This is a genomic window from Brevundimonas sp. 01N35 (genome assembly GCF_056399785.1).
Genome location: NZ_JBFTRZ010000012.1, coordinates 1 through 17,854 on the forward strand (window position 1 = coordinate 1; position 17,854 = coordinate 17,854).

Sequence of the window (17,854 nt, forward strand, 5' to 3'; positions counted from 1 at the left end):
GTCAGGCTCATAACCTGAAGGTCGCAGGTTCAAATCCTGCTCCCGCACCCAAGTTTAACGAAAACCCCCACTGCTCACGCCGTGGGGGTTTTCGCGTTCTGGGCCGTGATCTAGCGCCACCAGCGCCGCCAAGCTGCCCTGCACCTTCAGCTGGAACTTGCCCAGGCCCTGGACCGGGATGAAAGCGACTCGGTCGATCGGTCGCCAGCCGGCATTAGGCATCCGCGGCACCGGGGGGGGGGGGGGGGGCACCGAGGGCGTCGCTTCGGCCGCAAGCCGGTCCTGAATCTCCGCCCGGGGCGCCTTCAGCGGCTCGCTCATCGGCGCCCGTTTGAAAATGAGCGCTCGGCGCTCCTCGTCTTCTTGCCAAACTCGACCAGGAAGAACTGGTTCATCGTCGCCGACAGGCCGACATGCAGTTCGCTGATCCGGTCTTCCGACATCGTCTCCAGGGTTCGCGCCATAGTAAGTCAGGCGCTTGTAGAGGCGGCGGTGGCTGGTGGGGGAGGTTAAGCGGGCCTGTCCATGTTTCTCCCTAGGATCGAGAGCGGCCTGAAGCGGACAAGGGACGTGCAAACCTCAACGTCATGATTCAGCCGCTGAGCTCTACCCGCCCGATCGGCTGGCTCGCGGGATTGGGTCTAGCCAGCGTCGCCGGCGGCCTCTTGGCGGCCGGTGATGCCCGGCGTCCGTTGTGGTGGGCGCCGTGGCTTGCGCCACTCCACCCTGCTGATCGCTGCTGCGCAGTCCGCGCGCGCCAGCCGGATCTTCGGAGCCCTCGCCGGGGCGATCGCCGTCACCAGCGTGCTCTCCTACTATGTCGAGCAGACCGGCTGGGTCGGCGCGTGCTTGTCATCTGTGAACGGCCCAGTATTCGGCGGGGCTCCGGGACCGGTCGATTTGCGACATAGACGCCAGGCCGCGAAGCGGAACGCTGCCGCCAGCGGCGCGGCCTCTGTCGTCAGCGCCGATAAGCGGAACTCCCGATTGTCCGAGATGAGTCAAAATTCGACGTCGAGCGCTCGTGAGGCAAAGCATCGGTTCGAATGTCCGCTCAAGGGCATGGCTCTTGGCACGAGCTGTTTCGACCACACCGACGCCAGCGTGGCTTCTGCTTTCTGCTAGCCCTGCGCCCGGAGTTCGTTCGGCGTGAATATCACAAGGGCGCTCTGTCAGCCTGACTACGCCCCGCCCCAGTTCAAATAGAAATACCAGGCGATCAGCAGGACCAGTCGGGGCGCGGTGGCTGAGCGGGTCAGGGCGCCGAGGGTGATGGCGGTCACGGAGGTGACGGTGCCGACGGTGCTGGCTTCGAGCAGGATGCGCGATTCGCCCGAGATTAGCTCCCTCATCCCCGCTGGCGCGGCCATCACCAGCGCCAGTGTCGTTCCGGCCAGCACGAACGCGATCCTGCGCGTGGCCGGAGAAAGGGCGGCGGTTGCGGTCAGGGACAGTAGGCCCTTCTGCTCGCTCCGGCCCGCATGGGCCGTTGCGGCGAACACCAGCAGGAGCATCGCCGCCGGCCCGGCTACGATAGAGTAGGGCGTGAACAGGCCGACTGCGGCCACCAACGCCATGGCCAGCAGGCCCTTGCGGCTCCCGGCCATCAGCCGCGCCTCGGCAACAACCAGCGCCAGTAGGGGCAGCTTGCCGGCGCCGGCGGGGTTCGTATCGGGATCGGCTGGTCGCGCCTGACCGGGCTCCAGAATCTTCAGCCAGGCGGCGGTCGGCCGGGTCTTATGGGTTGAATGGGGCGCATAGATCATTCCCGCGAGCAGCGGAACCAGGGCGGCGATGCCGAACCAGGTCAGGCGGGCGGCCAGATAGCCGTCCGCCATGACGCCGCTCATGACGTCCAGCCGGATCGGCACGCTGCCGGGCAGGATCTCCGCCCCGCCGATGACGAAGTTGTCGGTCCCGCCTTGGCCGTAGCTGATCGGTGACATGAAGCCGGGCAGGTCGGTCATGTTGGCGGCATATCCGCCTGCCTGTCCGCCGATCACCACCACCGCCAGCGAGCCCATCCAGAAGACAAAGAACAGGACCTCGCCCAGCGGGCCACGCGTCCAGCGGCGGGCGTCGAAGAGCAGGTGCAGGGAGGCGACCATGGCCACCGGGGGGGCGGCAATGACCCATAGGGTCAGGATGATGCTCGCCGGTTCCACCTCGTTCAGCGGCAACAGCAGCACGGCCAGAAGACAGCCCGCGGCCGTCGTCGCTGCCAGCACGGCGGCCAGCACGGCGATGTCGGCCAGCCAGCGGCCATAGGCGATGGCGATGCGGCTAGCGGGGCTGACCTCTTCCACCTGCCAGGGCTGGCGACGGGTAACGTTGGACCGCAGATAGATGAAGGCTACGGGAAGCAACAGGGTGGCGATGACCACGCCCAGCGCCATGCCCAGCACCGGCGAAGTCAGCCATGGCACGCGGTCCTCCACCGCGATCAACGACGCATCCGCCCCGCGCGCCGCGATCATGAAGCGCGCTCCGACCGGCGCCACCAACAGCAGGATCCAAAGGCCCATGCTACGGCCGTAGCGGGCGAGCGAGATGGTCAGGGACGATCTGACGACGGCCAGGCTCACGTGGACGCTCCGGTGACGGGCGCCAGTCTGCCGCCCTCGACTCGCAGCACGGCCATGCCGCCGCTGATGGAGTCCGTAAGGTGAGAGGTCATGATGACCACGGCGGTCTGCGCCGCGCGGCTGATCAAGACGCCGACCCGAGCGCGGGACTCGGCGTCTAGTTCGGCTGTGGGTTCGTCCAGGGCCAGAAGCCGTGGCGATCCGAGCAGGGCCTGGGCGAAAACCAGCCGCCGGCGCATGCCGCCCGAGAAGGTCGAGATCCGGCCGTTGGCGTCGCCGCTCAGGTTCAGCGCGTCGAGCAACATTCGGAACTGGGCCTCGGCGTCGGGGACGTTCAGGCCCTTTAGGGCAGCCATATGCAGGCCGAACTCGCGGGCTGTCAGATCCTCGGGCAGGTCCACCGCCTGCGGGGCGTAGCCCGCCGAACTCCGCAGCCGCCCGCGGGCGGCCGGTAGGGCGCTGCCGTCCCAAAACAGGGTGCCGCCGCTGGGCTTTTCCGCCGTCGCGCACAGCCTCAGCAGGGTCGATTTTCCCGCGCCGCTGGGCCCGGTCAGTAGGGTCAGGCCACGGGCGAAGGTGTGGCTCACGTCCTCCAGTACCTGCTTGTGACCATACCGCTTCGAAACGTTTTCAAGGCGCAGGGACGAGGACGTATCGCTCATGGCGGGATCGGACTCTGCGAGGTCCAGCCGACCCCATGAAACCCGTACGAGAGGGAGTGTCAGTGGCGCCAGTTAATCTTAGGTCACGACGCTCCGAAGTGGGTCTGGAGGCGATAGCGGTCGCTCGCTAGGCGTCCAGCCCACAGCTTCGCGCATTTCAGTCTAACTAATTGTCGGCGATTGCGTGCCTAGCACGCCGCGCGACGTTTCGATCCGAGGCGATTCAGATCAGATAGGAGTCTGGCGATCATCGAGCCCGGCGGGCACCGCCTAGGCGACCGTGGGTGCCGCCGTGATCGTGATCGTGACCGCTAGCGCAGAAAAGGCGACGGCCGGTTGAAGGGGCTCCCCTAGCGCAGGTCTGAATATCGTTACTTTATTGCTGCAATCTTGTCACGTTTCGCCCTTTGCTGCATGGTTCCGCATATGGGGGTTTCTGATAAAACGGCGCTTTGGCTGGCGACGCATGTGATGCCGCATGAGCCTGTGGTGCGTGGCTGGCTGCGGCGTGGTCGTTACCTGCACGCCGACATCGACGACATCATTCAGGAATCCTACGCCAAGCTGGCCTGCGTGTCGGATGTTGGTCATATCCAGAACGTGCGAGCCTACTTTTTTCGCACCGCTTATTCGGTGGTGGCGGATCGGCTTCGACGTAAGAACGTCGTGCCTATGACGTCGCTCGCCGAGGTTGAGCATCTGCAGACCGGAATCGACGAGATAACGCCCGAGGACAGTCTTTCGGGACGCAACGAACTGCAGTTGCTCGCCGACATGCTTGCGCGCCTGCCGGACAAGACACGCAGGGTGTTTGTCCTGAGCCGCGTCTCGGGCCTGACACAGAAAGAGGTGTCGCGCCGCACCGGCATACCGGAAAGCACGGTCGAAAAGCATATTGCAAAAGCGTTGCGTTTATTGATAGCGGCCTATGCCGATGGCGGACATGATGCGGTGCTCGCGTCTAGGATAGAGAGAGCGGACAAAGGGTGGCGAAGGGCTGATGGCCGGGGAGACCAGTCGGGAGATTGACCAAGCGGCGGCCCAGTGGGCCGCGCGGCTTGATCGCGGTCCGCTGTCGCCTGGCGATCAGGCGGCGCTGGACGCGTGGCTACAGGGCGACATCCGTAGATTGGGCGCCTATGCCAAGGCGCGGGCGGTGGCGGTGCATAGTCTGCGCGCCGCGGCCCTGACGGGTGGCGATCTGGAGCGTGCCGCACTGCAGGACATTCCGCAACTGGATCGACGCGTCCTTCTCGCGGCGTCGATTGGGGCGGGCATGGTCGGTGGAGCGGGCTTGATGGCCGCCTGTTGGCGCAAGGCGCAATCTTTCGAGACCCGTAAGGGAGAGGTCCGCACCATCGCGCTGGACGACGGTTCGTCCATGATGCTGAACACCCTGTCGCGGGCCAGCGTCCGCTACGGTCGCGACACGCGTGAGATCGTACTGACCTTCGGGGAGGCCTTGTTCACAGTCGTACGCGACAGTCGGCCCTTCGTCGTTCAGGCGGCGGGAACGGCCATTATCGCGGGTTCGGGGCGGTTCGTGGTCAGGCGGCTCGAACAAGCGCCGCTGAGTGTTCTGGCGCTTGATTCAGCAGTGCAATTGCGGCCGCGCGGGGCGTCTCTGCTGCGCGTGGAGCCCAGCCGCGCCGTCGCGCTTGAGGAGGGTGTGATCCAGGAAGTCGCCGTGGACGCGGCGGCTGTGGATCGAGCGCTGGCCTGGCGCGACCGGCGTCTCGCCTTCCAGAACGGCACGCTTCGCGACGCCGTCGCCGAATTTGCCAGGTTCAGCGACACCCGGATCGAGATCGCTGATCCCGCGGTGGCGGACCTGCGCATCACCGGGCTGTTTCGGGCTGACGATCCGGTCGCCTTTGTGCGAGCGGTCACGATCAGTTTGAACCTTCACGCCACTGTCGGCCCGGATGTAATTCGCCTTCGGCGCGGAACGATCTGAAGCGACAATTGGAGGAATAGTCTCCGACCCCGCGTCTTAGAAATGTCCGTCTCAGACGGAGGTTTCAATTGTGGGTAAGGGTCGGGGGATTCCTATGGATTCGTGGAAACGATGTTTGACGGCGGGCGCTGCGAGCGCAGCCTTGCTATTTGCCGCGACGGGCGGGCAGGCGCAGGACCGTAGTTTCAATGTGCCGGCCCAGCCGATCAGCCAGGCGATCCTGGAACTGGCGCGCCAGGGGGGAGTGCAGATCTCGGCGCCGACCGCGCATTTGGGGAATGCGCGGACGCCGTCGGTGACGGGGACGATGGATGTCGAACAGGCGATCGCCCAACTGGTCGCCGGCACCGATCTCGAGATTGCAGCCCGCCAGGGTTCGCTGATCACCCTGCGTCAGCGTTTCCGGACGCCGGACGCGGCGCAGGTCGCCGACGTCGTCGTCGTCGGCAGCCGGATCGGCGGGACGCGCATCAACGAAGCCCTGCCCATCACGGTCATTGACGCCGACGACATCGACGCTATCGGCGCCACGGACAGCGATGATCTGTTCCGCGCCATCGCCCAGAACGGCGACGTCAATTTCAATGACGCCGACACCGACAACGGCGGCATCAACAACGCCCGTGGCGATGTCGCCTCGATCGACCTGCGCGCGATCGGCACAGGCAACACCCTGGCGCTGCTGAACGGGCGGCGGCTGGTGCTGCACCCTGGCACCCAGGTCGAGAACTTCGTGCCGGTCACCACGGTCAACACCAACGCCATCCCGACCATGGGCATCCGTCGGGTCGAGGTTCTGGCCGATGGCGCGGCGGCCCTTTACGGGACCGACGCCGTCGCGGGCGTGGTCAACACTGTGTTGCGCAGCAATTTCAAAGGCTTCACCGTCGAAGCCGGCATGGGCCGCGACGAAGGCGGAATGGAGGAATATTCCTTCAACTTCCAGGCGGGCAAGGATTTCAATCGCGGCAAGACCAACGTCTCGGTCATGGGCGATTATCTGACCCGCGACCCGCTCTACATCTGGGAGCGGGACTACGCCACGGTGGTCGGGCGAGTCGCCCGCTTCAACGGTCGGGCCGAAGGACTGGATTACGGTACCTACAGCACCATCACCGCATGGGCCGAAGGCATTCGCCTGAATCCGACCACCTATCAGCCGGCCGGTGCGACGACCAAGGTCGACGGTCAGACCCTGACCGCGGCCTCGGGCACCTTCCACATCCAGCCGAGCACCAATCCGGGCTGTCTGGCCAACGGTTTCATCGCCGGCACCTGTTTCGACAACTCGACGCTGGCGACCACGAGCGAAGACAACAACCTCCGCTACGACCTGGACACGATGCGGACGATCACCTCGGCGGTGGATCGCGCCAACCTGTTCACCTTCATCAATCATGAGTTCGATAACGGCGTCGAGTTCTTCGGCGAGCTTGGATACTACTGGGCCAACACCTGGTCTCAGCGTCAGCAGGATACGCCGCTGGCGGTCCAGCGCGTGCTGATGTCGCCTACCGCTTACTGGAACCCGTTGGGCGCCGTGGGCGTCACGGCGCGGTTGCCTGGGCTGGTGACGGGAACCGGCACGACCGCCTTCCCGACCGGCGGAGCGGCGGTCGAAATCCAGGACTTCCGTTTCTCGGACCTGGGTTATCGCAGCGTGGACGTTGAAAACGAGACGACGCGCTACCTGGGCGGCTTGCGTGGCCGCCATCGCGGTTTCGACTGGGAAACCGGCCTGCTGTATTCGAAGGCGAGCGTCGCCGACGTCATGGACGGCATCAGCATGACGAACCTCCAGACCGCCATCAACATGACCACGCCCGCGGCCTACAATCCGTTCGTCGGCGGCAATCTGAACAGTCCCAAGGATGGCGCTTTCGACGTGAATGACGCCGAGACGCTCAAGAGCATCCTGGTGCGGGTGAAGCGGGTCTCCGAAACCGAGCTGATGCTGTGGGACTTCAAGATCTCGAATCCCGAGATCTATCAGTTGCCGGGCGGTCCTGTGGGCTTCGCGACCGGCGTCGAGGCCCGCCGTGAGACCTTCGCCGAGGATCGCGACGACCGCCTGGACGGCAAGATCACCTTCACCGACCTGGCCGGCGGGAAGTCGCAGAGCGACGTCATGGGCGTCAGCTTCACGCCGGACAGCAGCGGCGCGCGCAACGTCATATCCGCCTTCGCCGAACTGGCGATCCCGGTCGTTTCGCCCGAGATGAACATTCCTTGGGTCAAGTCGATCGACCTGCAACTCGCCGGACGCGTCGAGAACTATTCGCTGTTCGGCACGGTCGGAGCGCCCAAGGTCGCCATGGCCTACCGGCCCACCGATTGGCTGATGTTCCGGTCGTCCTGGTCCAAGGGTTTCCGGGCGCCGAACCTGCTGCAACTGCATCAGCCTGATTTTGAGCGTTCGAACAGCCGCCGCGACTATGCCGCCTGCGCGGTCCAGTTGGCCATTAAAGCGATCCCGACGCTGACCAGCACCAACGATTACTGCACGTCCGAGTCGCGTGTCGAGCAACGTGCGGGCAATCCGAACCTGAAGCCCGAGCATTCGGACAACTTCAGCGCAGGCGTGGTGTTCGAGCCGAAAATGTGGCCGCGCCGGTACGGCGACCTGACCTTCACGGTTGATTACTGGCAGATCGAACAGACGGATCTGGTCGGCATCCTGGGCGGCACGAACCAACTGATAATGGATTACTATCTGCGTCAGGTCGGCAGCTCGAGTTCGAACGTCATCCGCGCGGCGCCGAACGAGCAGCAAATCATCGATGGTCAGGCGGCGGGCCTGGCCCCGGTCGGCACCCTGTTGTCCATCAAGGACGACTACATGAACCTGCAGCCCCGCAGTTCGGCGGGCATCGACTACCGCCTGTATTACAACCTGCGGAACACGCCGATCGGCAACTTCCGCTGGTCGCTGAACGTCAGCCAGCGCACCAAGCTGTTCCAGGAAGCAAGCGAGGATCACCAGATCCTGCTGGACGCTGTGGCCAACGGCACGATCTCCGGCGTGACTGTGGGCGGCGTGGAGGATCTGTTGCGCCGAAACGGACGTCCGACTTGGAAAGCGTCGTCGACCGTCACCTGGAGCGACGGCCCCTGGTCGGTGGGGCTGTTCAGCAGCTATGTCAGCGACTTCTTCGACACCACGGCGACGATTACCGGCACCAACGACTATTGGGTGATCGACGAGTGGCTGACGCACAATCTGTACGTCCAATACACCTTCGACAAGGACGGCTGGGCAGGGGGCGCGCGGGTTCGTGTGGGCGCCCGGAACATCGAAGACAAGGATCCGCCGCTGGCGGACGACCGCTTCGGCTACAACGGCAGCGTTCACTCGAACCGCGGTCGCTGGTGGTACGCCACGATCCGCAAGAGCTTCTAAGCGCGTGAGGGGAACGTCGCCGAATTCGGCGACGTTCCCGCTGGCGGCCAGGGTCGCCGGATACTTGTAATTTTCGACGTCCAGGGAGTTTCCCGATGTCTATTCTTTCCCCGTCGACAGGCGCGGGACGTCGACCGCTCGCGCGTGTTGCGCGCCTTTGGTTCGGCGTCCCGCTGTGGCGGCGTATTCTGCTGGGACTGGTGCTGGGGGCGGTCGCCGGACTGCTGCTCGGCGAGGCGGCGGTCGATCTGAAATGGATCGGCGACGTCTTCGTGCGCCTGATCCGCATGCTCGTCGTTCCTCTGGTGTTCGTTACCGTTGTGGCGGGCGTGGCGGCCATGTCCGACCCCGGCCGCCTGGGGTCTGTCGGGGTCAAGACGATTTTCCTCTATTTCACCCTGATGCTGACCGCCTCGGCCGTGGGGCTGGCGGTCGGCGCCCTGATCCGGCCGGGAGACGGCGTCGACCTGAGCGGGGTGGCGCCTCAGCCGGTGGCCGAGGCCCAGAGTTTCAGCGACACCCTGATGAACATCATCCCGCTGAATCCCGTGGCGGCCCTGGCCAGCGGTGATGTGCTGGCGGTGATCTTCTTCGCGGTTCTGTTCGGTGTCGGCCTGTTGGTCGTCGGCGACGAGGGAAGGCCGGTGAAAGCCGCCTTCGATTCCGCGGCGGCGGTGATGCTGCGTATCGTCTATTTCGTCATGGAGTTGGCGCCCTTTGGCGTGTTCGCCCTGATCGCCTGGGTGATGGGCACCAGCGGGCCGGCCGCTTTCGTCAGCGTGTTCAAGCTGGGGGTTTGCGTCCTGCTTGGCTCTCTGATCCAGACCCTGCTGATCCATGGCGGGCTGTTGCGGTTCCTGGCCCGCGTCCCGGTCCTGCCCTTCTTCCGCGACATCGCCGATGCGGTGGTGGTGGCTTTCTCCACCTCGTCGAGCTCGGCGACCCTGCCGGTCGCCATGCGCGTGGCGCAGAGGAATCTGGGGGTCAGTCCGGCGATCGCTTCCGCGGTCCTGCCGATCGGCGTGACGCTGAGCATGGATGGAACGGCGCTCTACGTCGGCCTGCTGGCGACATTTTCGGCCCAGGTGTTCGGCATCGACCTAGCCCTGACCGACTATCTGGCGATCATGGCGGTGACGACCCTGGTGGCGATGGGGACGGCGCCCGTGCCTTCGGCCTCGCTGTTCCTGCTCGCAGCCGTCCTGTCGGTGATCGGTCTGGGCGCCGAACAGACTGCCCTGATCGTCGGCTTTATCCTGCCGTTCGACCGGCCGCTGGACATGATCCGCACGGTGCCGAACTGCACCAGCGACCTGTCCGTGGCGGTGACTGTCGCCCGTTGGGAAGACGAACTGGATATGGCGTCCTACCTCGCCAGGCCCGTCGAATGATGCGGTGTTCCACGGAGGGTGCGATCAAGCGCATGAAGGACGGGCCAGCCGCCGTTATGGCGCTTCTGGCGATGGGGCTGACGCTGCTCGCACCGGTGGAAGCCGGCGCGCAGACCGCCGCGGCCGAGCCGCGCGACCTGTTGAACTACGCCTCCATCCATCATCCGGTGATCGGTGAAAGGGGCATGGTGGTCAGCCAGAACGCCATCGCCAGCCGGGTGGGCGCTGACATCCTGTCTCAGGGCGGCAACGCCGTGGACGCAGCGGTGGCGGTGGGCTTCGCTCTCGCGGTCACCCTGCCGCGGGCCGGCAATCTGGGCGGCGACGGCTTCATGCTGGTGCATGTGGCGGGTGAAAACCGAACCTACGCCATCGACTATCGCTCGACGGCGCCCCAGGCCGCGCGGGCGGCGCTTTACCTCGCCGAGGAGGGAGGCGATCCGCAAGACGCGCGCTACGGCTACCGCGCGTCCGGCGTGCCCGGCACGGTCGCCGGCCTGGCTCACGCGCATGAGCGATGGGGGCGGCTGTCCTGGGCGCAGGTCGTCGAGCCGGCGCGGCGGCTGGCCGCCGACGGCGTAACGCTGAGCCGCGACGAGGCCTTCGCCGCCGCCTGGGCCGAGCGGATGGTGGGGCGCTGGCAGGCGGGACGGGACGTCTTCCGCAAGCCTGATGGTTCGCGCTACGTCGCCGGCGACCTATGGCGACAGCCGGATCTGGCCTGGACGTTGGAACAGATCGAACGAGGCGGCGCAGGGGCCTTTTACACCGGCGCCGTGGCGGATCGCATCGTGGCCTCGATGCGCAAGCACGGCGGCCTGATCACCCATGCCGATCTCGCGGCGTATCGTCCGCTGGAGCGCACGCCGCTGGAGACGGAGTATCGCGGCCACCGCGTCGTGACCATGCCGCCGCCCAGCGCCGGCGGGGTCATGCTGCTGGAGATGCTGAACATCGCCGAGAATTTCGACCTGAAGGCCTCGGGCTCGAATACGGCGGCGACCCTGCATCTGATGGCCGAAACCATGAAACTGGCCCAGCTGGACCGCACCCGCTACATCGGTGATCCGGATTTCAGCCGACTGCCCACCCTCCAGTTGACCGCTCAGGCCTACGCCGATGGGCGGGCCGCGCTGATTGATCCTGTGCGCCTGTTGCCGCGCACCCGATTGACGCCGGGGGACCCCTGGGAGGTCGAAGGCATAGACACCACCCATTTCTCGGTCGTCGATGCGGAAGGCAATGCCGTCGCCAACACCTATACGCTGGGGTCGTCCTACGGCTCGGGCGCGGTGATCGATGGGGCGGGCTTCCTGCTCAACGACCAGATGAAGACCTTCAATCGCAGGATGGACGCCCAGGGGCGGCCGCTGACCGCCAACGGCATGGAGCCGGGCAAGCGAATGATCTCGACCATGGCCCCGACCATCGTGTTCCGCGACGGTCAGCCCTGGTTGGTGACGGGGACGCCGGGGGGATCGACCATTCCGAACACCCTGTTCCAACTGATCGTCAACGCCATCGACCACGGGATGAACATCGCCGAGGCCACTCAGACCCCTCGTGTCCATCAGGACGGGGCGACGGGCGCGCTGCTGGTCGAGCCGGGGATCAGCGCCGACACCATTCGCCTACTGCAGGGGCTGGGTCACAGGGTCGTGGTCGATGAGACCATCGGCAGCAGTCAGTCTATCGCCGTCCAGGACGGCCAGCGCCTGGGCGCCGCCGACACGCGCCGCCCGGACGCCGAGGCGGTCATCGCCGACGAATAGGGAAGAGAGGCAACAAGATGAAAACTCTGAGCATCGCGGCGGGACTGGGTGTCCTGCTGTTGGCCGCAGCCGCTCCGGTCCTGGCGCAGGAGGCCGAGGACGCGGCGCCGCCGCTTGAGGCGTCGGCCAAGGCGCGCGGCGAGCGCGTCGTCTTCCGAAGCCTGGACGAGCAGCGCACTGAACTGGTCGGCTATCTGTTCCGACCCAGCACCCCGGTCGAGGCCGGAGCGCCGGCGGTCGTCCTGATGCACGGACGGGCAGGGGCCTATTCGTCGCTGGCGAACGGGATCTATGACGCGAGCACCCTGACCCTGCGCCATCGCTTCTGGGCCGAGTACTGGGCCGAGCGCGGCTACTACGCCCTGATCGTCGACAGCTTTGGCGCGCGGGGCCACCCGGCGGGATTCGCGGCCGGGACCTATGCCAGCCGCCCGGCGGACATCAACGAGGTGACGATCCGTCCTCTTGATGCCTATGGTGCCCTGCGCTTCCTGCGAAACCTCGACGGCGTCGATGACAATCGCATCGGCTTGATGGGGTGGTCGAACGGAGCCAGCACCGTTCTCGCGGCCCTGGCCGACGACAAGCCTGGCGACATGCGCCGCATCGGCTTTCGCGCCGGCATCGCCATGTATCCCGGCTGCGGTCTTCAGGGGCGGTTCCGGCGTCAGGGCTACAAGACCTATGCGCCGATCGAGGTGCACATAGGGACGGCGGACGAAGAGGTGTCGCATGACAGTTGCCGCGATCTGACGGCGGCCTCACGTGCGGCGGGGTCGGAGATCACTTTCCGTTCCTACCCCGGCGCCAACCACAGCTTCGACGATCCGGGCCGTCGTCGGCAGTCCGTCCGGGCCAATGCCGAGGCGACGCGGGCGGTGCGTGAACGCGCCGGGGTCTTCTTCGCCGACGCCCTGGCGCCGCGCTGATCATGAGGGGGGCATCGGAATGAAACGCTTCACGCTCGGCGCCGCCGCGCTTGTCGCCGCCCTGGCGGTGAGCCCGGTTTCAAGAGCCCAGGCGCAGGAACCGTTCGATCTGTTGATCCGCGGTGGCCTGGTCTTTGACGGCGGGCGGAGCGAGCCTGTTCTGGCCGATGTCGGGGTGCTCGGGGATCGCATCGTGCTGGTTGGCGCAGCGCCTGCTGACAGCCGTGCGCGGGAGGTGATTGATGCGCGCGGCCTGTGGGTCACGCCGGGCTTCATTGATCCCCACACCCACTACCTGGCGGACCTGATGTCGGCTGACGCCGGACGACGCAGCCTGCCGGCCGCCCTGCTGCAAGGCGTGACGACGGTTTTTGTCGGTAATGACGGCACGTCGTCAAACAACGGCGTCGGCGCGATGTTTGAATGGGCTGGGACGAATGGCATCGGGCCGAACCTGGTCAGCTACGTCGGCTTCGGGACCGTACGACGGCAGGTGATGGGAGAGACCGACAGGCCGCCCACCGCCGACGAACAGTCGCGTATGGCCGCCCTTGTGGCGACGGCGATGTGTGAAGGCGCGATGGGGCTGTCGACAGGGCTGTTCTACGCGCCCCAGAACTACGCAGCGACCGACGAGGTCACGGCTCTGGCCCGGGAGGCGGCGCGACGGGGCGGGATCTATGACACCCATCTGCGCGACGAGTCCTCTTACGGCGCCGGCCTCGAGGCGGCGGTGCAGGAGGCGATCGATATCGGGCGCGGCGCGAACATTCCTGTCCATATCGCCCATATCAAGGCTCTGGGCGTGGATGTTCATGGTCAGGCGCCGGCGATCATCGACCGGATCGAGGCGGCGCAGCGCGACGGGCTGACGGTCCATGCGGATCAGTATCCATGGGATGCGTCCGGCACCGCATTGGCGGCGGCGCTACTGCCGCGATGGGCGCAGGCCGACGGCGAGGCGGCGCTTATGCAGCGCCTTGACGATCCCGATCAGTCCGTCCGGATTCGACAGGAAATGGCCGACAACCTGCGGCGTCGCGGCGGGGCGGAGTCCCTGCTTCTGACGGCGGGCGCGCCGCACGAGGTGCGCGGCCTCACCCTCGGCCAGGCGGCTTTGCTGTGGACGACGGACCCCGTCGAAGCGGCGATCCGGGTGTTGCGCGCCGGCGGTTCTTCAGTCGCCTCCTTCAACCAGACGGAAGCCGACATCCGAGCCTTCATGCAGCGGCCCTGGGTCATGACGTCCTCGGACGCTTCCGCCGGTCACCCGCGTCGCTACGCCAGTTTCGCGCGTCTTTACGACCTTTATGTGCGTCGCGAAGGGGTTCTGTCTCCGCAGGCGTTTGTCCATCGCAGCACGGGGCTGACGGCAGAGACGTTTGGGCTGGCGGGGCGGGGCAGGCTGCAACCCGGCGCCTATGCCGACATCGCTGTATTCGATGCGGAGCGGTTCTCGCCGCAGGCCACCTATCTGGAACCTGAGCGGCCGGCAGAGGGCATGGTGCATGTCGTCGTCAACGGTCGCCGCGCGGTGGCAGATGGGAGAATGACCGATATTCTGTCGGGACGTTCCTTGCCGCGCGACCCTGTCGAAACCTGCCGCGTTGCCAACCAGGTCATGGGTGCAGCGCCGCGCTGATCGGTCAGCACCAGCGGTCCTCATCTCTGTTCACCCCTGTCGGAGGGGCCACGAACGGCAAGGTTCTCGGGAACCTTCGGCCAGGTTGCGCATCGAACATCTGCGGCGCGCCGGATCGTGCGCGCCAAGGAGCAGGCAGACCATGGACGCGTCGCAGACCGCCGCCTCAGGCCCCGATTTCAGCCGCGGCTTTCCCCTGGCCCAGATCTCCCTGGAAGGCGTGCTGGCGGGCCATGTGGGCGACGAGCCGATTCTGCTGGCGCGTCGCGCGGACGGCCTCTGGGCGGTGAGCGCCGCCTGCACTCACTACGGCGGCCCGCTGGCCGAAGGCCTGGTGGTCGGCGACACGGTGCACTGCCCCTGGCACCACGCCTGTTTCGACCTGCGCAGCGGCGAGGCGCTGGCGGCGCCGGCCATGACCAGGCTGGATTGCTGGACCGTCGAGGTCGAAGGCGAGCAGGTCTTCGTGCGGGCCAAGGCGCCGCCGCCGCAGCCGACGCCGCGCGGGGGCTCAGGTCATCCGAAGCGCATCGTCATCGTCGGCGGCGGGGCGGCCGGTTTCGCCGCCGTCGAGATGCTGCGGAGACGCGGCTATCAGGGGACGCTGACGCTGCTAAGCGTGGACTCAGACCCGCCTTGCGACCGGCCCAATCTGTCGAAGGACTATCTGGCCGGGACCGCGCCCGAGGACTGGATTCCATTGAAGCCAGCCGAATTCTACGCCGAACAGGCCATCGACCTGCGCCTGGGGTTCGAGGTCGTGCAACTGGATGTCGAGGCGGCCGAGGTGGTCGGGCGCGGTGGGGAAAGGATTGGCTATGACGCCCTGCTGCTGGCCACGGGGGCTGAGCCGGTCAGGCTGCCGACGCCCGGTTTCGACCGGGCGAACGTGCATCTCCTGCGCTCTCTGGCCGACGCGCGTGCGATCATCGCGGCGGCGGAGCAGGGGCGGAAGGTCGTCATCGTGGGCGCCAGTTTTATCGGACTGGAAGCCGCCGCCGCCCTGAGGACGCGCGGGCTGGAGGTCCACGTCGTCGCGCCCGGAGGCGCGCCGCTGGAGCGGGTCATGGGACGTCAGATCGGTCAGTTCGTGCGGGACCTGCATGAAAGCCGGGGCGTGCGGTTCCATCTGGGGCTCACGGCTGAATCCTTCGATGGCCAGACGGTGGTCTTGTCCGACCATTCAAGACTGGCCGCCGACTTCGTGGTTCTGGGCGTGGGCGTGCGGCCCAGGCTCCAACTGGCCATCGATGCGGGGCTGACGGTGGACGACGGCGTGGTCGTGGACCGGCGGATGCGCACCAGCCGGCCGGGGGTCTTCGCCGCCGGCGACATCGCCCGTTATCCGAGCCGGATCTTCGAGGCGTCGCTGCGCGTCGAACACTGGGTCGTGGCCGAGCGCCAGGGCCAGGTCGCGGCGATGAACATGTTGGGCGAGGCCGTGGAATTGACCGAGGCGCCTTTCTTCTGGAGCCGCCACTACGACCAGTCGATCCACTACGTCGGTCATGCCCCGATCTGGGATGCGCTGCGGATCGACGGTTCGGTCATGGGCGCCGACGCCACGGTGCGTTTCGAGCAGGGGGGACGCCTCCTGGCCGCCGCCACCCTGGGCCGTGATCTGGAGAGCCTGCGGTTTGCGGCGGAACTGGGCTGTCAGGTCTAGGCGGGGACGGGGCAGCGGCCGGGACCAGGGTCCCGGGGGCACGACCTCCACGGCGCTTGAAAAATCAGAGATATGCGCCGCTAGATCGGCGGGATGCGCAGAAACGACCTGATCGCTGGATTGTCGGTCGCCGGCCTGATGCTGCCGGAGGCGGTCGCCTATGCCGGGATCGCGGGCCTGGAACCCCAGCACGGGGTCTTCGCCGCCGTCGCCGGATGCCTCGGCTATGCCGTGGCGGGACGAAGCCGGTTTGCGATCGTGTCGCCGACCTCGTCTTCGGCGGCGATCCTGGCGGCCACCCTGGCGGTGATGCCGGGCGACGCGGGGGACAAGGCGGCCCTGGCGGCGCTGGTCGTCGCCATGGTTGGTGGGCTGTTCCTGTTGGCCTCGGCGGCACGGCTGGGCGGGTTCGCCGGCTTCATCTCCCGGCCCGTGCTGCGCGGTTTCGCCTTTGGCCTGGCGATCACCATCATTGTCCGCCAGGCGCCTATCCTGGTCGGGACTTCGGTTCAGGCTCCGGACATTTTCCGACTGCTGGGCGGGCTGGTGCTCGCAGCGCCCTCATGGAACTGGATCAGCCTGGCTGTCGGCGCCGTCGCCCTGGCGGTGCTGCTGACACTCAAGCGCTGGCCCTTTCTTCCAGGCGCCTTTCTGGTTCTCGTCGCCGGGGTGGGTCTGTCCTGCGTCCTTGGCTTGGCCGAGCGCGGCGTGCCGGTCGTCGGCGTGATCCAGATCGCGCCAGGGTGGCCGAAATGGCCGAGCCTGGATTGGGCCGATTATTCTCGTCTGGTTCAATTGACCCTGCCGCTGGTGCTCATCCTGTTCGCCGAGTCCTGGGGGACGATCCGGGCCATGAGCCTGCGTCATGGCGATGGGGTCGAGGCCAACCGCGAACTGGGCGCGCTGGGCGTCGCCAATCTGGCCAGCGCTCTGGCGCAGGGCATGCCTGTGGGGGCGGGCTTCTCGGCGGGCTCCGCCAGCGAGGCCGCCGGCGCCGCCACGCGCGCGACCGCCGTCGTCGCCGCCATCGGCCTGGCGGTCCTGATCGCCTGGGGCGCGCCCCTGGTCGCCTATCTGCCGCAGACGGTGCTGGCGGCCGTGGTGATCGCGGCGCTCTCGTCGTCGCTCAATCCCGCGCCTCTCCTGCGTCTGTGGCGGCTGGACCGGGATCAGTATGTCGCTCTGGGCGCGGCGGTCGCCGTGCTGGCGCTGGGCGTTCTGAACGGGATGCTGGTGGCGATCGGCCTGTCGTTGCTGGCCCTAGTCAGCCGCCTCGCCACGCCGCGCGTCGCTCGACTGGGTCGCCTCGGCTGCAGTCACGACTATGTCGACGTCGCCCGCCACCCCGAAGCCGTCCTGCCCCGGCGCATCGCTATCTGGCGACCCGCCCAGCCGCTGTTCTTCGCCAACGCCGAGCGCGTCCTGGCGATCATCGCCGCCCGTGTGCGTGACGAACCGGCGATCCGCGCGGTCGTCCTCAGCCTTGAGGAAAGCATCGACCTGGACAGCACCGCGCTGGACGCCCTGATCGAGTTCGACGCCTTGATGCGGACCCAGAGCGTCAGGGTGCGGTTCGCCCGCCTGCACGACCGGGCGCGGGACCTGATGGCGGCGTCGGGCGTTACCGGACTTCAGGCGCGCAGCAGCTACAGCGTCGATGATGCGATCGTTGCCTTGGAGAACGAGTCGGAGCGGACCCCGTGATCAAGAACCTGGAGCCGCTGCCTCATCCGGTGGCGATCGAACAACTGCGGCCGACCCAGATGACGGTGGGGCGAGGCGAAATCGCGCGACGCCATGCCGCCGTGACGGCCGAGGTGTCCTTCACGTGACGGCTTGAGGGGGCGCAG

The 17,854-nt window shown here is 66.8% G+C and carries 14 protein-coding genes; 11 read left to right on the plus strand and 3 right to left on the minus strand.

The features are described 5' to 3' along the window. Positions 1 to 317 precede the first annotated feature (317 nt). Positions 318 to 464, minus strand: coding sequence for a hypothetical protein (locus AC1DJ5_RS12375; protein WP_477020790.1), 147 nt, complete (start codon positions 462 to 464; stop codon positions 318 to 320). 247 nt (positions 465 to 711) lie between these two features. Here AC1DJ5_RS12375 and AC1DJ5_RS12380 point away from each other — a divergent pair, with 247 nt between their 5' ends. Continuing rightward, positions 712 to 1,125 (plus strand): hypothetical protein, encoded by a 414-nt coding sequence (locus tag AC1DJ5_RS12380; protein WP_477020791.1) that lies wholly within the window; start codon positions 712 to 714, stop codon positions 1,123 to 1,125. A 56-nt stretch (positions 1,126 to 1,181) separates the two neighbouring features. Here AC1DJ5_RS12380 and AC1DJ5_RS12385 read toward each other — a convergent pair whose 3' ends face one another. Both AC1DJ5_RS12385 and AC1DJ5_RS12390 read right to left on the minus strand, forming a co-directional pair. After that, the gene (locus AC1DJ5_RS12385) at positions 1,182 to 2,585 is read right to left on the minus strand and encodes a hypothetical protein (RefSeq protein ID WP_477020792.1); all 1,404 of its coding nucleotides are present in this window, start codon (positions 2,583 to 2,585) and stop codon (positions 1,182 to 1,184) included. Beyond that, a complete protein-coding gene (locus tag AC1DJ5_RS12390; RefSeq protein WP_477020793.1) occupies positions 2,582 to 3,247 on the minus strand; it encodes an ATP-binding cassette domain-containing protein in 666 nt (221 codons plus the stop codon). The genes AC1DJ5_RS12385 and AC1DJ5_RS12390 overlap by 4 nt, the downstream gene beginning before the upstream one ends. Positions 3,248 to 3,637: 390 nt before the next feature. Here AC1DJ5_RS12390 and AC1DJ5_RS12395 point away from each other — a divergent pair, with 390 nt between their 5' ends. From AC1DJ5_RS12395 to AC1DJ5_RS12440, 10 genes are all read left to right on the plus strand, one after another. Further along, complete coding sequence (locus tag AC1DJ5_RS12395) at positions 3,638 to 4,276, plus strand: RNA polymerase sigma factor (protein WP_441455004.1); 639 nt, start codon at positions 3,638 to 3,640, stop codon at positions 4,274 to 4,276. Further along, positions 4,248 to 5,204: a FecR family protein gene (locus AC1DJ5_RS12400; protein WP_477020794.1), complete on the plus strand. Its 957-nt coding sequence runs from the start codon at positions 4,248 to 4,250 to the stop codon at positions 5,202 to 5,204. Before AC1DJ5_RS12395 ends, AC1DJ5_RS12400 begins: the two co-directional genes overlap by 29 nt. Before the next feature lie 142 nt (positions 5,205 to 5,346). Next, the gene (locus tag AC1DJ5_RS12405) at positions 5,347 to 8,604 is read left to right on the plus strand and encodes a TonB-dependent receptor (protein WP_477020795.1); all 3,258 of its coding nucleotides are present in this window, start codon (positions 5,347 to 5,349) and stop codon (positions 8,602 to 8,604) included. Positions 8,605 to 8,699: 95 nt separating this feature from the next. Next, positions 8,700 to 9,995, plus strand: a complete 1,296-nt coding sequence (locus AC1DJ5_RS12410; protein ID WP_441455001.1) for a dicarboxylate/amino acid:cation symporter — start codon at positions 8,700 to 8,702, stop codon at positions 9,993 to 9,995. A 32-nt stretch (positions 9,996 to 10,027) separates the two neighbouring features. Then, positions 10,028 to 11,767: a gamma-glutamyltransferase gene (gene ggt, locus AC1DJ5_RS12415; RefSeq protein WP_477020796.1), complete on the plus strand. Its 1,740-nt coding sequence runs from the start codon at positions 10,028 to 10,030 to the stop codon at positions 11,765 to 11,767. Positions 11,768 to 11,784: 17 nt separating this feature from the next. Beyond that, the gene (locus AC1DJ5_RS12420) at positions 11,785 to 12,696 is read left to right on the plus strand and encodes a dienelactone hydrolase family protein (RefSeq protein ID WP_477020797.1); all 912 of its coding nucleotides are present in this window, start codon (positions 11,785 to 11,787) and stop codon (positions 12,694 to 12,696) included. A 19-nt stretch (positions 12,697 to 12,715) separates the two neighbouring features. After that, positions 12,716 to 14,338: an N-acyl-D-amino-acid deacylase family protein gene (locus AC1DJ5_RS12425; RefSeq protein WP_477020798.1), complete on the plus strand. Its 1,623-nt coding sequence runs from the start codon at positions 12,716 to 12,718 to the stop codon at positions 14,336 to 14,338. 142 nt (positions 14,339 to 14,480) lie between these two features. Beyond that, positions 14,481 to 16,004: an FAD-dependent oxidoreductase gene (locus tag AC1DJ5_RS12430; protein ID WP_477020799.1), complete on the plus strand. Its 1,524-nt coding sequence runs from the start codon at positions 14,481 to 14,483 to the stop codon at positions 16,002 to 16,004. A 93-nt stretch (positions 16,005 to 16,097) separates the two neighbouring features. Then, a complete protein-coding gene (locus tag AC1DJ5_RS12435; protein ID WP_477020800.1) occupies positions 16,098 to 17,708 on the plus strand; it encodes a SulP family inorganic anion transporter in 1,611 nt (536 codons plus the stop codon). Then, complete coding sequence (locus AC1DJ5_RS12440; RefSeq protein WP_441454995.1) at positions 17,705 to 17,836, plus strand: hypothetical protein; 132 nt, start codon at positions 17,705 to 17,707, stop codon at positions 17,834 to 17,836. The genes AC1DJ5_RS12435 and AC1DJ5_RS12440 overlap by 4 nt, the downstream gene beginning before the upstream one ends. Positions 17,837 to 17,854: the final 18 nt, after the last annotated feature.